The following is a 12,560-nucleotide window of genomic DNA, read 5'->3' as shown; positions in this document are numbered from 1 at the left end:
ACAAGTTCGATATTTGTTATAATTGGGGCAGTTATAGAGAAAAGGACGTTGACCAATGAAACATGAATTACTAAAACTTAATCAGCTAAATTTAATTGAAGACACTAATCCGGACAAATCTGATGTTCTTTCTTCATTTGCGATGGATGACACACTCTGCATGTCTGCTGGTGAAAGCAATGAATCAACCATTCGTTTTTGGGTCCATCGACCGACCGCCGTGTTAGGCATTCCGGATAGTCGATTGCCAAATATCGATGAAGCAGTCGACTATTTAACGAATCAGCAACATGATGTAATCATTCGAAATTCCGGTGGGCTTGCTGTTGTTTTAGATGAGGGGATTTTGAACATTTCACTCATCTTCCCACATGGAAAAAATATCGATATACACGAAGGCTATCAAGCGATGGTCTCGTTTGTTCAATGGATTTTTGAAGATGAGCCGATTGAAATCGAAGCCTATGAAATTGAGGACTCTTATTGTCCAGGAACCTATGATTTAAGTGTGAACGGAAAAAAGTTCGCAGGTGTTTCCCAACGCCGTGTTAAAGATGGGACAGCCGTTCAAGTTTATTTAGCTATAGAAGGAAGCGGCTCCGAACGTGCAGAGCTTGTACGCCAGTTTTATCAAATCGGTAAAAATGATGAAGAAACGAAATTTACCTACCCTGAAGTCAATCCGCAAGTCATGGTAACACTAGAAGAAGTGCTCAACAAACCGATGTCGGTTGAAGACTTGGTGAGCAAAATAAATCGAAAACTTACGGACAATGGTGTTCAACTCACAAAAAAGGTACTTAATGAACAAGAAACAGAGTGGTTTGAAAAACGATTGAACATGATGAAAAAAAGAAACGAACAAATGAATAGCCAATGAACGGTTCAACGAAATCAAACCCCTTCAATCGTAACAAAACGTTCGTTGCTCTTACTCTAACCTGACGGGCAACTATGTTATAGTGAAATTGTGTGAAATAATGTTATAGAAAAGGAGTGACAAACCATGCCAGCAGCTGAAGCAGTTGAAACATTAGATGGTTGGTATTGTTTACATGACTTTCGTTCCGTCAATTGGTCCGCTTGGAAAAAAGCTTCTGAAGATGAGCGCAAACAAGCGATCCAAGAGCTTAATCAATTGATGGGTGATTGGGAAGGTGTCGAAAAAGAAAAGAACGGAAGCTTCGGTTTTTATACCATTGTTGGTCAAAAAGCTGATTTACTCTTCATGAACCTTCGCCCGACGATGGAAGAATTAACTGAATTAGAAATGGCATTCAACAAAACAAAAATTGCCGAGTACTTAGAACCCGCTTATTCCTATGTATCTGTTGTTGAGTTATCAACGTATATGTCAAAAGCAGAGGATATGGAAAAAAGCCCTGAAATTCAAGCACGTTTGCATCCGATCTTACCGAAATGGAACCACGTCTGTTTCTATCCAATGGATAAACGCCGGGAAGTCGACGACAACTGGTATTCAATGGAGTTTGAAGAACGTGGCCGCTTGATGTATGATCACGGCATGACTGGCAGAAAATATGCCGGTAAAGTTCGTCAAATGATCACCGGTAGTATGGGCTTTGACGATTGGGAGTGGGGTGTCACGCTTTATGCGCATGATATCCTTCAGTTCAAAAAATTAATTTATGAAATGCGTTTTGATGAAGTCAGTGCTCGTTTTGCTGAATTCGGTTCGTTTTACATCGGTCATCGTAAAGAACGAGACGACTTAGACGGGATTTTTTCCGTATAATGAATGTATGCGTGTGAGATCTTTATAGATTTCACACGCTTTTTTATTTCCTCAAATAATTAACTTGCCAATCGCAGTAGGTTCTATTGACCTCCACACCACGCTTCTTCTCAAAAATTCCTTTTTAAAAGAATGTTTCCGCATTATCTACATATATATGGATACAGTGGTACGCCTAAAGGAATGGGGTGATGCTTACTTAGCATTCACCATGTACACAGAGACTTATTTTGGAAAGCTCGTTCGAATCAATACTTCTTAGGAGGTCGATGATTGTTGGATGAATCAAAACAAGATCAGCAAGCGCCTGAACAAAAGGTGAACGAACAAGACCAGCGTGGTATGGAAAGCAAGAAGAAAACACCTGGATACAAACAACCCGCCTATGAACATTACCAACCACAACAAGGAGCAAAAAAATGGATGCCGCATGATCAGAAACAACCAGGCACGTGGTATAATCAAGGAAATCAACAACAGGGGCTATATCAGCCTCCTCAATACGGAAATCATAGTATGGGTCAAGGAGGATGGGGATCTCCTCCACCGCCACAGCCAAACCAGCAGCAAGGCGGAGTATCTATGCAATATGGTCAGCCATCCGGTTCCATGAATCAAAACCCGGCAAACTTCCAAGCCGGCGGAATGCCTCCAAGTGGCGGCTCACCTATGACAATGACGTATTCACCTCAAGGCAGTATGCCAGGTGCTGTCGCTCCAAGAGAACAATCCTATATCGAAAACATTCTGCGTTTAAATCGAGGCAAACCGGCAACCGTCTATATGACATTCGAAAACAACACGGAATGGAATGCCGAAGTTTTTCGGGGAATTATCCGTGAAGCCGGTCGTGACCACATTGTCCTTGAAGATCCCCGAAGCGGTCGCTGGTACTTACTACTGATGATTTACTTGGACTATGTTGTATTTAATGAACCATTGAATTATGAATATCCATATGCGTAAAACTTCTTACCCGTATCACTTGAAAACAAGTGATACGGTTTTTTTATTCAAATGTCCCACCTTTTTCAAGTTCGTTACGATTCTATTCATGAGTGCACAGATTTATAGAAACTTGAAAGTCGACTGAATTTCCGAGTTTTTATCTACAAATTTTGATAAATCACTCATAGAACATGTTCTATTGAACCAATAATTTTTAATTTACAATAAAACAGAGATTTTACGAATGTTGGATATTCGAGTAAATTATAATCGCTAGCGGTAAAATGGGGCAGAGACCGGTCTCCTTTTGAGGAGGAGAAATTTCAAGTGTTACAGCAAGGGGGAAATCGAGAAAGAGACGTAGAATTCGAACATGTATTTATGGAATATAAAAAAATGATTCATCACTTGATCCATAAATACCATATTCAAGATCCACAAGGGGAATTTTTTCAAGAAGGCATGATTGCCTTATGGGATGCTTATCAACGATACGGCGATCGAGATACTTTCGGTAAAATGGCTTACATAACCATTCGTAGCCGGTTGATCGACTTGATTCGTAAGAAAAACAGACGAGCGGACAAAGAAACGGCGACTGATCTTGTCAGTGAATCGGCTTATACGGATGAATCCATCGACTCATTTGATCCATTTTTCTGGGAGCGAATCCAAAATGCACTGACCGATAAACAGTGGGTTTTTGTTCGTCGCAAAATCATCGAGGGCAGAGCGTATAAAGATATTGCCGAACTTGAAAATACAACTGTAGATGCCGTAAAAGGCTGGGGGAAGGAAGTCAAAAAGAAACTGAAGACTCTATTAGAAGCGGATTTTAAATAATAGAAACAAAGCATCCAAACGGATCGAGTTGGATGCTTCTTCCTCATTGTTCAGGCATCGAATACGCTACAAAATGACTACTGCTCTCTTCCACCACACGGAAAATATCGTCCAGCACTGCCTGAGCACGTTCCTCAGAGTCATACTTACCGACAATTTCACTCCACTTTTGTAAAGGGTGCCACTGAATAATTCCTTCAATCTTTTTGCCTTTGATCAGTAGTTGATTGACTTGCAGCAATGAATCTTGATCTTGTGCTTTAATCCAAATCATCTAAATTCCCCCTTTAAAATGACCGTTTTCCAGAAATTGCTTAACGAAATTCGCTGTTCGTTCTTTGTGGTGTATTTCCAGATGGTGATAAGGTAGTATAATAAAATCTTTGAATTCATCCATTGGAACAGAGGACAACTCGACTTTACCGTCATTTTCTTCACGAATGAGCCTACCCAGTAATCCTTTTGACTTTGTACCTGCAATCGCACCGATTTCTACCCCATTCGGCGCCTCAATATTTAACTGATCAATATACGCTCGATCCAATGATTTTAATGTTCTGAACCTCGAAACATACCACTTCATCCGGCCTGCTAGAGTTGCCAGATAGCTGCCTCGATTTGGCGTTGCAATCAACACGGCCCTACCAACCTGCCGGACAATGTCTTCATCCATCAGTAGATGACGGATCACCAATCCCCCAGTACTGTGACCTACCAAATGAATTCTCTCATCGGGATGAGTATGTTTTTGAATAAATTCTTTTAACACGACTGTACTGCGGTCAAACTCCTGATAAGTCAATGGCAGCGTTGGTACCAAACATTCGTAACCCCAATTCTCCAAATCCTTTTTCATTGAGAAAAAATCTTTTTTATCTCTGTAAAACCCGTGAACTAAGATGACTTTCATGATCATGCTCCTTTAACAATTAAACGGTTCTTCGACTGATCAAAATAGTAACGGCATGCAAGATGAATAAACCTGTTAGCAGAAACCATATAGCATCCTTGTATCCTTCATAAGTCATTGAGTATACATAGTCATTAATCAATTCGATGACTAACCAACCAAGCGGCATAAGCGGAAAAGCGATGCTATACGAACGGTTTAAAATTGTTTGTCCTCGTTCATCCTTACCTTCCGAGCTCCATTGGAATTTCAATGAATAATAGACTGACCAAAAGAAAACAATGACATAAAACAATGCAAAAAATCCCATCCTCTTCCCTCCTATTGATATAAAAAGATATCTTCCACTCCAACATCAAATAACCTTGCCAGCTCAAATGCTAGTTTCAATGATGGGTTATAACGATTTTTTTCAATCGAAATAATCGTTTGTCGACTGACCCCAACTTTCTTTGCGACATCTTGCTGCGAATATCCTTTTTGGGCACGATATACGGCTAAACGATTTGTTAATTGACCACTTTCAAACAAATTCGTCACCACCCTTCTATAACTATAGTATAGTATTTTTTACATATAGTAAACTATTTTTTACATAATGGGCAAAGTTGAAGAAGACTGAGATGACTTCCATCTACAGATGTATTTAAAAATCAATCGCTGTTCTGTTAAACGAACTTGAGAAATTCTTTAAGATAAAGTTAATCAATTAAACGGAGGTCAAAATAATGATCAATAATCATGCGGAAAAAATCGAGCGGTTGAATGAGCTAAAGAGGAAATATGGCAGTCAAACTTACGTTGCTTCTAAGCCTAAGCGAAAGAGACTTGTTTTCAGAGGTTACTTAGATCGATGGATGAAACACTTTCTAACAAAAAGCCCTGCTTCATAAGTACAATATGGAGATCCCCAGGGAGCGATTTCTAAGCACTGACTTCGGTTGGTGCTTTTTTCTTGCTAAAACATTTTAAAATTGAAGGTTTTTAGATTAACACTGAAGAAGCGTGCATTAACGCTGAAGAAAAGCACTTTAACACTGAAGGTGCTCGCATTAACACTGAAGATCAGCCTTTAACACTGAAGATGCGCGGATTAACACTGAAGAAAAGCAAATTAACACTGAAGAAGCGCACATTAACACTGAAGAAAAGCAAATTAACACTGAAGAAGCTCACATTAACACTGAAGACTCACGCATTAACACTGAACACAAATTAATAGTGAACCCACTTTTTCCTAACTCATCTCAGCACAAGAATCAAACAAGCGACTGAGGCGATTGCCATTGCATAGTATCCGGACAGCATAAACCGATCTTTACCCTTTCCTTTCCGGTGCTCAAAAACAACCATGGTCACAAAAAACAAAATAGCTAATGAGAAAATCCATGCGCGGATTATCAATTCATCAACTCCCATCAAATATATAATTAGCCACTTAACTGAATATTCTTCTATTCATTGTTATAATTAGAGTAACACAAAACCGGAGTGAAGCGAGATGAAGAAAGAAGAATTACTAAAACGACTTGAGTCCCACCAACCAGACATTCTAGGAATGCCAAATACGAGAGAGCATGCTGTTATCTTACCAGTGATTGAAAAGGCAGAGGATTTACACATTTTATTCGAAGTTCGATCACAGCGAATGCGTAGACAACCTGGCGAAGTATGCTTCCCCGGAGGCAAAATAGATTCAGGAGAAACACCTCAAGAAGCTGCATTAAGAGAAATGCATGAGGAAATCGGGATCCATCCGGACGAGGTGTCATTTGTACGGAAACTTGGCATGGTCACGACCCCATTTGGCGTTAAATTACATGTTTTTATTGGCTTTTTGCCATCGGATTTAGATCTAACACTCAACCCAGATGAGGTTGAAGAAGTGTTCTCAGTACCTTTTACTTTTTTCAAGAATAACCCAGCCATCGATCATTATATTCATATGCATATGGAACCAGATGAAAAGTTTCCCACAAAAGACATACCGAACGGAAAGAATTATAAGTGGCAGAAAGTTCATTATCGAGAAAACTTTTATTACTACAAAAACTACGTTATCTGGGGACTGACGGCTTTAATTGTCGCAGACTTCGTAGAACGCTTTCAGATTCGGTAATAATTAAAAGGTTATTACCTGGATTAAAGGACTCGGAACCATAGTGGTTTCAGTCCTTTTTTTGTTATAAGTCTAGATTGCACGAATAGACTTACCACGGTAACCATTTAAATAAATTCAGTATATTTAAAATATTACCCGTATACACTGGTATAGTATAATAAGAGTTATTTTCCTTCATTCATCAGGCCATTAGATTCTCATAAAATGAAGAGAGGGAAGTGAACAAATGACGGACAGACAAAAAAAGGGACGTTTCAAGCGACTAAAATGGTGGATTTCTTCTCTGAGTATATTTGTTGTTTTTATGATCGTGTTTTTTATTGTTGACGGAACGATCTTTGAGCCAAACTTAAACGACTCGGATAACGTAGCAGGTAAGGCTGCAGATTGGCTGGAGGAAACGGAGCTCTTTAATGTATGGTTTACCCCTTTTAATTTTCCGTGGTTTAATTTGGTTACACTTTTATATATTGTTTTTTTGCTTGTAAGTGCAATAGTAGATACGTTTTCTTTAAAGAGGGATAAACAAAATTAAGATTCATGCAATTCGATGCAGTTACGTTGTTAAATTGAATCATTATTCATAAAAAAAGCACCGCCAAAGGCAGTGCGAATTAATCTTCTAAGTTCATATAATTTGTAATACGCAACGATATGTTCTTTTCTCGTAACGTCTCTTAGGAAAACCGTAGATCTCTCGTTTTTGCTTATCCTTTATAAACGTCTTGATAATCATCGTTTTTTGCCAACTTATGATCGGCATATGAGCAAGATGCCACCAGTTTTTTATCCTGTTTACGGGCGTAATTCACCATTGCGTCGACTAACTTTCCACCAGCACCTTTTCCTTGCATGGATTCAGATACCTCTGTATGAGTAACTTCCAGTGTATTTTCATCCACTTTTTCAAAGACGATCTGTGCATCAGGATTTGATTCATCACCTACAAATAATTGATTTGCACCTTCTTGAATTTCCATGTAAATGCCTCCTTTAATTCATGTCTCTTTAGTATGTTCCCAAACAACTCCATATTCAAAACGCTGTATCAAAAGTCTGTTCGCCATTCATTTCAACTGCTTCGATCGCCAACGATTGCTCTTCAAACTTCCCTTGGTCCTTATAATAATTGAACATAAAATAAGTCAGAATAGTTACGAGAACAACGATTACCAAAATAACAATAACAGCAAGCGACCCTTTTTTCTTCATTCGAATAGCTCCTTTCGGTTATTGATTCTTTTTCATTTTCATATCCATTCGTATGTATTTTTCATTTTTCTCATGCCATCCGACAAATGCGACGACCATTGCCAAAGTCGTTCCGAGGAACAAAATAAGCCACCAAAATTCAGCATATTCACGTAACGCTTGTAAAAGAGGTATGCCACTTTCGATCATTTTTCCAAAACAAGGAAAAAGAAAATTGACCCGATTGTTTTCAACCATTCTTTTAACGCAAAGAAGACAATGCCTCTTTCTCTCGTTTTCTTCCACATACGATAAAATCTTTCTTCGGCTATTACCTTCTCTTCGAATTCGAATATCATCGTAAATAAGAATAAGATCGATATAAATACATAATAGAACGTTTGATAATAAATGTCCAAATAGTATGGGATGGAGAATAGAACAACATATAAACCAAGAACGACTGCACGTTGGAACTTTTGCTTATTCAAAGTTTCCACCTCTAACAGAATAGAATCATTTTCTCTCTCTTATCATACTGCAACGTCCACAGCGTAAAATGATAGTAAGACGGGCAGGTGCTGACCATGACATTTCTTCACTATGCAATTGTGTTTTTTATCGTATTGATTTTTACCGGAATACTGCGGTTTCTTCAGCTTCAAAATCAAATTTGGGTGGAACTCTATTTATTTGTCTTCGCTCCATTGGCGGGTCTCTCGCTACTCTGTCTTTTCCTTGTCTTTATTCAAATGAAAGCAGCCGTCTTTTTAGAAATCGGCCGCTTCCTGTTGATCTATTCTACGCTTGGAATTCTTCTGGGCTATTGCTGGCAATCCATCATTAAACGCTATTAAACGTTGTATTCGTAAAAATGTTGCGTTCGATAAATTTCAAAGCCGACAGGTTGATATAAGTTTTCAATCGAGACGTTTTTCGTATTGACTTCAACGAAAATGGAATGTCCATCCTCTTTCTCTTGTCGGACAACTTCAATCAAGGCACTTTTTCCAATGCCCATTTTTTGATACTTTGAATCAATCGCAAAACCAAAGATATAACTCTCAAGTCCTTCTGATTTCAAACGAATCTTTCCAACGGCTTCTCCTTCATATTCAATCATATAAAGACGGTGAGCCAGCTCTTCTTTATACATGCGCGTCATGCCCTCAGCTTCTTCACGCGTTAAATTGAATGCTTGCTGATCGAGTTCCACAATGCGGTCAAAATCCTTACGCTCTGCCATACGCAGTTGAACATTTAACTGCTGCTTCGGTAACTCGGTCGCTTTCCAACGCATCTCATATTCTGAATAAGCATATTTAGCGCCAATTTCATCCAATGTTTTCTCTGCGTCTTTTGCGTTTTCAGGTGCACTAATATAAATCGTATCAACACCATTCTTACGAACAACCTCAGTAGCTTCATTTAAAAGTTTCGTGAAGATTCCTTTTTGCCGATGCTCCGGATGAACCATTCCACTTAATTCGTAGGCTCCTCCGATATAATAAAGTGCAGCGTACCCTAACAATTGACCACCTTCATAATAGAAGAAATCTTCATCATCCGATTTGCGGTCAACTAAAAAGTACCAATCCAACTTGAGTTCAACTTGATCTGCTTCCTCAGAAAGCATTTTCAAACGATCGATTGAACGTAATTGATCTGGAGTTAACATGTAAAACCCCTCCTCTTCCCCCTTGAGGTGAATGTCTTTTTATTGTATTAAACTGAGTTAAAATTCCAAGTTTTTAGCTCGCAGTCATGTATTTTTTCGAATGGTTATTTCCAAAATGGCAATATTCGTTGCTAGCCAGGCGAATCCGAGTAAAAATCCACCAATGACATCACTCGCATAATGTACACCTAAATAAATACGACTGAACCCAATTAAGAAAATAAGTAAGCCAAGAACAATTCCGACAATCCATTTGGCAACCAATGGAAATCGACTTCGAATAATCAAATAAATAATAAACCCATAAAACACCATGGGACCCGTCGAATGGCCACTTGGAAAGCTGTATCCCGTGCCATCATATTCTTGGATGAGATTCGGTCGGTCTCTTTCAAAAAGTTCTTTCAAACTCGATGTGAGAACGGAAATCCCTATCATCGTAACAGCAAAATAAAGAACACGCCACAATCGATTACTGGGATAAAACAACAATATAATTCCAACGATAATGGAACCCGTGGCAATCAGCCAGACCGCCCCTAATTCGGTAATGAATCCAAAAATCGAATCCAACGTGTCCGACTGTATAGATGAAACAAATTGAGAAGCCATCTGGTCGATTTGAAATTTCTCTTTTTCAAAAACATCATCTGCTATTTCAGCAAACAAGAAAAAGGCCCCGCCGATTAAGACAATGGCCAATACAATCCAAATAAGATTTTTTTGAAGGAATTGTTTAAACAACACGACTCACCCTAAAAGATGATTGATGAAAAAAACATATTCAATAAATAATCCACAAACGTAAAACCAAATAATGCGACACTTACAACAAGCAATCCTAATGAAACATATATATTAAACGCTTCTTGATGCTTTTTCCAATAATGTAACGTAAATACGGCATAAATCAAACCAATGAGGAAGAAAATTGGCCAAAAAATAATTGTTACAGGGCTTACGAATAAATAAACGACATAAATAATTAGTAAAAAATAAGCTGGTATGTTTCCCATTGATATCCTCTCCGGTTCCGATGAACGTATGTATATTGAAATTGAATAGCCGCTCTTAAATATATTTGCTAAGTGCGTTACTTATTAACTATTTACCACAATTCTTTTTAAAGTAATCTTTTATCGTAATCAAATACATACGTCCAGAATGCGAAGTTTATTCTCATTATCACGGACGCTCGCTTTTCAGCATTGATTTTTGCTAAGATGGGAATAGAGGTGATTGTTATGAAAATTAAATCCATTGAACCGACACCAAGTCCATATTCAATGAAAATTAATGTGACGGAAACATTACCGGATGGTCAAACGGAAAACTATAAATTAGGTGATGACTTAACCGATGCACCTACATATGCAAAACAACTATTTGAAATCGAAGGCGTGAAAGACCTTTATCGCGTCATTGATTTTATTGCGCTAGAAAGAAATCCTAAAGTTCCTTGGGAAGAAATCCTACCTCAAGTAAAAGAAGTGTTTGGTGAAGAAGAAAGCAATGAAGTTCATGATGCTGGACAATCGGACCAACCAGAAGAAGAAGCTTTCGGCGAAGTGAAGGTTTTCTTTCAAGTGTTCAGGAATATTCCCGTACAAGTTAAGTTGGAAGATGACGAAGGTGAGACTCGCTTCGGGCTTGATCAGCGATTTATGCATGCCGCGATGGAGGCGTCTGAAAATGCGGATTACTTAGCTGAACGTAAATGGGTCGAGCAAGATCCACGTTACGGAAACCCAGGTGAAATCGGGCAAGATATTGTCGATGAAATCGAAGCTTCCTACGATGAAGAGCGTTTGAATCGACTTGTTGAAATGGCAAAAGCGAATGAAACTGCTGGTCGCTCCGTTTTTTCAGAGCCGATTACAATAGAAGATTTAGAAGTCGATGACTGGAAAGAACGTTACCGGAAACTTGAGCGCATGCCTGATCCGACCGTCGAAGACCTGCCTGTTTTGGGTAAAGCGTTGGACGATGCGAAAATGTCCATTCGTCGCTTAGCAACTGCCTATTTAGGAATGATTGAAGAAAAAGAAGTCCTTCCTTATTTGGAGAAAGCCTTAAAAGATAAGACAGTTACCGTCCGACGTACAGCAGGCGATTGCATGTCTGATATCGGATTTACAGAAGCAATCCCTGCCATGATTGAAACGTTAGAAGATAAAAGCCGCATTGTCCGCTGGCGAGGTGCGATGTTTTTATATGAATACGGCGATGAATCAGCCATTCCAGCTTTAGAGAAAGCATTGGAAGACCCAGAATTCGAAGTCCGCATGCAAGCGAAAATGGCACTCGGCCGAATCCAAGGTGGAGAAGCTGCACAAGGCTCCATTTGGAAGCAAATGAGTGAAATGATTGAGAAAAAAAATAAAAATTAATCAGCTGTATAGCCTAGTTTAAAAGGCTTTTCCATCGAATTTAAAAAAGTTTTTTCCAAATCAATACAGAAAATGGTATCTTTTTTAAATGAGCCGTGCTATACTAAGGTTAACTTAATTGTTCGGCTAGCAATACAAGATCCAGGTTTCATCTTACGAGGTAGAACATCGTCTTGAATTATTATAAGAACAACCAAAGTAATACTCGTGCAAAAATGCACAACGGAGGAATTTCTATGAACACAGGTTCAGTAAAATGGTTTAACGCAGACAAAGGCTTCGGTTTTATCGAAGTTGAAGGTGGAGACGATGTATTCGTACACTTCTCAGCAATTCAAGGCGAAGGTTTCAAAACTCTAGATGAAGGTCAACAAGTTACTTTCGATATCGAAGAAGGCAACCGTGGACCACAAGCAACTAACGTTGTAAAATAATTCAATCGAATTAGTGAACAGCTCTTCTGGTTACAGAAGGGCTTTTTATTTTGTCTAAAAATATAAGTTGAACTGATCGTATTGTTAGCGGCTGGCTGATTGTTGAGGGGTGACTGTTGAAGCGGGAAGCATCAGGAATTACTCGACTTCCGTGCGTCTCGTTACCCAAATGAGTACTTGTGCAGCGTGAAATGTCGTCGTGAACGTGTCTCGATGGAAGCTCCAAGATTTACTCATCTTCCGTGCTTGATAGACGCTCTCGATTACGGAAGCTCCAGGAGTTGCTCG

The 12,560-nt window shown here is 39.0% G+C and carries 21 protein-coding genes; 10 read left to right on the top strand and 11 right to left on the bottom strand.

All coding sequences use genetic code 11. The features are described from left to right. The first annotated feature begins 55 nt into the window (after positions 1-55). The 4 genes from KQ486_RS07720 to KQ486_RS07705 all read left to right on the top strand — a co-directional run bounded on the left by KQ486_RS07720 (position 56) and on the right by KQ486_RS07705 (position 3,547). Positions 56-880 (top strand): lipoate--protein ligase family protein, encoded by an 825-nt coding sequence (locus KQ486_RS07720; protein WP_216687251.1) that lies wholly within the window; start codon positions 56-58, stop codon positions 878-880. A 126-nt stretch (positions 881-1,006) separates the two neighbouring features. Further along, positions 1,007-1,756, top strand: a complete 750-nt coding sequence (hemQ, locus tag KQ486_RS07715; RefSeq protein ID WP_216687250.1) for a hydrogen peroxide-dependent heme synthase — start codon at positions 1,007-1,009, stop codon at positions 1,754-1,756. Positions 1,757-2,098: 342 nt separating this feature from the next. After that, positions 2,099-2,722: a spore coat protein GerQ gene (gerQ, locus tag KQ486_RS07710; protein WP_246569242.1), complete on the top strand. Its 624-nt coding sequence runs from the start codon at positions 2,099-2,101 to the stop codon at positions 2,720-2,722. Between the two features lie 309 nt (positions 2,723-3,031). Beyond that, positions 3,032-3,547 carry a sigma-70 family RNA polymerase sigma factor gene (locus tag KQ486_RS07705; protein WP_216687249.1) on the top strand — a complete coding sequence of 172 codons (516 nt, stop codon included), beginning with the start codon at positions 3,032-3,034 and terminating at the stop codon, positions 3,545-3,547. 43 nt (positions 3,548-3,590) lie between these two features. Here KQ486_RS07705 and KQ486_RS07700 read toward each other — a convergent pair whose 3' ends face one another. Genes KQ486_RS07700 through KQ486_RS07685 form a run of 4 tightly spaced genes read right to left on the bottom strand, consistent with a single transcriptional unit; the run spans position 3,591 to position 4,988 of the window. After that, positions 3,591-3,821, bottom strand: coding sequence for a hypothetical protein (locus KQ486_RS07700; RefSeq protein ID WP_216687248.1), 231 nt, complete (start codon positions 3,819-3,821; stop codon positions 3,591-3,593). Beyond that, positions 3,822-4,457, bottom strand: a complete 636-nt coding sequence (locus KQ486_RS07695) for a lipase family alpha/beta hydrolase (protein WP_216687247.1) — start codon at positions 4,455-4,457, stop codon at positions 3,822-3,824. Positions 4,458-4,476: 19 nt separating this feature from the next. Continuing rightward, entirely contained in the window at positions 4,477-4,767 is a 291-nt protein-coding gene (locus KQ486_RS07690) for a hypothetical protein (RefSeq protein WP_216687246.1), read from the bottom strand. Between the two features lie 11 nt (positions 4,768-4,778). Then, on the bottom strand, positions 4,779-4,988 hold the full coding sequence (locus KQ486_RS07685; RefSeq protein WP_144089631.1) for a helix-turn-helix transcriptional regulator: 210 nt from the start codon (positions 4,986-4,988) through the stop codon (positions 4,779-4,781). A gap of 197 nt (positions 4,989-5,185) precedes the next feature. On the opposite strand from KQ486_RS07685, the gene KQ486_RS07680 reads away from it, so the two are divergent. The 3 genes from KQ486_RS07680 to KQ486_RS07670 all read left to right on the top strand — a co-directional run bounded on the left by KQ486_RS07680 (position 5,186) and on the right by KQ486_RS07670 (position 7,114). Further along, complete coding sequence (locus KQ486_RS07680) at positions 5,186-5,350, top strand: hypothetical protein (protein ID WP_186278589.1); 165 nt, start codon at positions 5,186-5,188, stop codon at positions 5,348-5,350. 608 nt (positions 5,351-5,958) lie between these two features. Continuing rightward, entirely contained in the window at positions 5,959-6,576 is a 618-nt protein-coding gene (locus tag KQ486_RS07675; protein WP_216687245.1) for an NUDIX hydrolase, read from the top strand. Between the two features lie 229 nt (positions 6,577-6,805). Then, positions 6,806-7,114 carry a YfzA family protein gene (locus KQ486_RS07670; protein WP_216687244.1) on the top strand — a complete coding sequence of 103 codons (309 nt, stop codon included), beginning with the start codon at positions 6,806-6,808 and terminating at the stop codon, positions 7,112-7,114. 172 nt (positions 7,115-7,286) lie between these two features. Here the strand turns inward: KQ486_RS07670 and KQ486_RS07665 are convergent, their stop codons facing one another. The 4 genes from KQ486_RS07665 to KQ486_RS07650 are packed head-to-tail and all read right to left on the bottom strand — an operon-like array spanning position 7,287 to position 8,261. Further along, a complete protein-coding gene (locus KQ486_RS07665) occupies positions 7,287-7,559 on the bottom strand; it encodes a GNAT family N-acetyltransferase (protein WP_216687243.1) in 273 nt (90 codons plus the stop codon). Positions 7,560-7,614: 55 nt separating this feature from the next. Then, positions 7,615-7,791, bottom strand: coding sequence for a hypothetical protein (locus KQ486_RS07660; RefSeq protein WP_216687242.1), 177 nt, complete (start codon positions 7,789-7,791; stop codon positions 7,615-7,617). A gap of 18 nt (positions 7,792-7,809) precedes the next feature. Then, complete coding sequence (locus KQ486_RS07655) at positions 7,810-7,980, bottom strand: hypothetical protein (RefSeq protein ID WP_216687241.1); 171 nt, start codon at positions 7,978-7,980, stop codon at positions 7,810-7,812. Then, positions 7,977-8,261 (bottom strand): hypothetical protein, encoded by a 285-nt coding sequence (locus KQ486_RS07650; RefSeq protein ID WP_216687240.1) that lies wholly within the window; start codon positions 8,259-8,261, stop codon positions 7,977-7,979. The genes KQ486_RS07655 and KQ486_RS07650 overlap by 4 nt, the downstream gene beginning before the upstream one ends. Before the next feature lie 96 nt (positions 8,262-8,357). Here KQ486_RS07650 and KQ486_RS07645 point away from each other — a divergent pair, with 96 nt between their 5' ends. Further along, on the top strand, positions 8,358-8,627 hold the full coding sequence (locus KQ486_RS07645) for a hypothetical protein (protein WP_216687239.1): 270 nt from the start codon (positions 8,358-8,360) through the stop codon (positions 8,625-8,627). On the opposite strand, the gene KQ486_RS07640 is transcribed toward KQ486_RS07645, so the two are convergent. The 3 genes from KQ486_RS07640 to KQ486_RS07630 form a co-directional block, all read right to left on the bottom strand. After that, on the bottom strand, positions 8,624-9,448 hold the full coding sequence (locus KQ486_RS07640) for a GNAT family N-acetyltransferase (protein WP_216687238.1): 825 nt from the start codon (positions 9,446-9,448) through the stop codon (positions 8,624-8,626). The two genes, KQ486_RS07645 and KQ486_RS07640, sit on opposite strands and share 4 nt — an antisense overlap. An 84-nt stretch (positions 9,449-9,532) precedes the next feature. Then, on the bottom strand, positions 9,533-10,192 hold the full coding sequence (locus KQ486_RS07635) for a phosphatase PAP2 family protein (RefSeq protein ID WP_216687237.1): 660 nt from the start codon (positions 10,190-10,192) through the stop codon (positions 9,533-9,535). Between the two features lie 11 nt (positions 10,193-10,203). Further along, positions 10,204-10,464, bottom strand: a complete 261-nt coding sequence (locus KQ486_RS07630) for a hypothetical protein (protein WP_216687236.1) — start codon at positions 10,462-10,464, stop codon at positions 10,204-10,206. 228 nt (positions 10,465-10,692) lie between these two features. Here KQ486_RS07630 and KQ486_RS07625 point away from each other — a divergent pair, with 228 nt between their 5' ends. Next, positions 10,693-11,838 carry a conserved virulence factor C family protein gene (locus KQ486_RS07625; protein WP_216687235.1) on the top strand — a complete coding sequence of 382 codons (1,146 nt, stop codon included), beginning with the start codon at positions 10,693-10,695 and terminating at the stop codon, positions 11,836-11,838. Positions 11,839-12,074: 236 nt separating this feature from the next. Next, positions 12,075-12,272, top strand: coding sequence for a cold-shock protein (locus KQ486_RS07620; RefSeq protein ID WP_144162257.1), 198 nt, complete (start codon positions 12,075-12,077; stop codon positions 12,270-12,272). Positions 12,273-12,560 lie beyond the last annotated feature (288 nt).

It is taken from the genome of Allobacillus halotolerans, assembly GCF_018967645.1.
GTDB classification, from domain to species: Bacteria; Bacillota; Bacilli; order Bacillales; family Alkalibacillaceae; genus Allobacillus; species Allobacillus halotolerans.
Note: the sequence above shows the minus strand (reverse complement) of the source record. Positions and strands in the feature narration are given on the sequence as shown.

Excerpts from the sequence above, each read along its gene's own strand:
- KQ486_RS07680 (WP_186278589.1), top strand. The coding sequence starts at position 5,186 with ATGATCAATAATCATGCGGAAAAAATCGAGCGGTTGAATGAGCTAAAG.
- KQ486_RS07655 (WP_216687241.1), bottom strand. The coding sequence starts at position 7,980 with ATGATCGAAAGTGGCATACCTCTTTTACAAGCGTTACGTGAATATGCT.
- KQ486_RS07670 (WP_216687244.1), top strand. The coding sequence starts at position 6,806 with ATGACGGACAGACAAAAAAAGGGACGTTTCAAGCGACTAAAATGGTGG.
- gerQ (WP_246569242.1), top strand. The coding sequence starts at position 2,099 with ATGGAAAGCAAGAAGAAAACACCTGGATACAAACAACCCGCCTATGAA.
- KQ486_RS07630 (WP_216687236.1), bottom strand. The coding sequence starts at position 10,464 with ATGGGAAACATACCAGCTTATTTTTTACTAATTATTTATGTCGTTTAT.
- KQ486_RS07620 (WP_144162257.1), top strand. The coding sequence starts at position 12,075 with ATGAACACAGGTTCAGTAAAATGGTTTAACGCAGACAAAGGCTTCGGT.
- KQ486_RS07645 (WP_216687239.1), top strand. The coding sequence starts at position 8,358 with ATGACATTTCTTCACTATGCAATTGTGTTTTTTATCGTATTGATTTTT.
- KQ486_RS07640 (WP_216687238.1), bottom strand. The coding sequence starts at position 9,448 with ATGTTAACTCCAGATCAATTACGTTCAATCGATCGTTTGAAAATGCTT.
- KQ486_RS07690 (WP_216687246.1), bottom strand. The coding sequence starts at position 4,767 with ATGGGATTTTTTGCATTGTTTTATGTCATTGTTTTCTTTTGGTCAGTC.
- KQ486_RS07675 (WP_216687245.1), top strand. The coding sequence starts at position 5,959 with ATGAAGAAAGAAGAATTACTAAAACGACTTGAGTCCCACCAACCAGAC.
- KQ486_RS07695 (WP_216687247.1), bottom strand. The coding sequence starts at position 4,457 with ATGAAAGTCATCTTAGTTCACGGGTTTTACAGAGATAAAAAAGATTTT.
- KQ486_RS07700 (WP_216687248.1), bottom strand. The coding sequence starts at position 3,821 with ATGATTTGGATTAAAGCACAAGATCAAGATTCATTGCTGCAAGTCAAT.
- KQ486_RS07660 (WP_216687242.1), bottom strand. The coding sequence starts at position 7,791 with ATGAAGAAAAAAGGGTCGCTTGCTGTTATTGTTATTTTGGTAATCGTT.
- KQ486_RS07625 (WP_216687235.1), top strand. The coding sequence starts at position 10,693 with ATGAAAATTAAATCCATTGAACCGACACCAAGTCCATATTCAATGAAA.
- hemQ (WP_216687250.1), top strand. The coding sequence starts at position 1,007 with ATGCCAGCAGCTGAAGCAGTTGAAACATTAGATGGTTGGTATTGTTTA.
- KQ486_RS07665 (WP_216687243.1), bottom strand. The coding sequence starts at position 7,559 with ATGGAAATTCAAGAAGGTGCAAATCAATTATTTGTAGGTGATGAATCA.
- KQ486_RS07720 (WP_216687251.1), top strand. The coding sequence starts at position 56 with ATGAAACATGAATTACTAAAACTTAATCAGCTAAATTTAATTGAAGAC.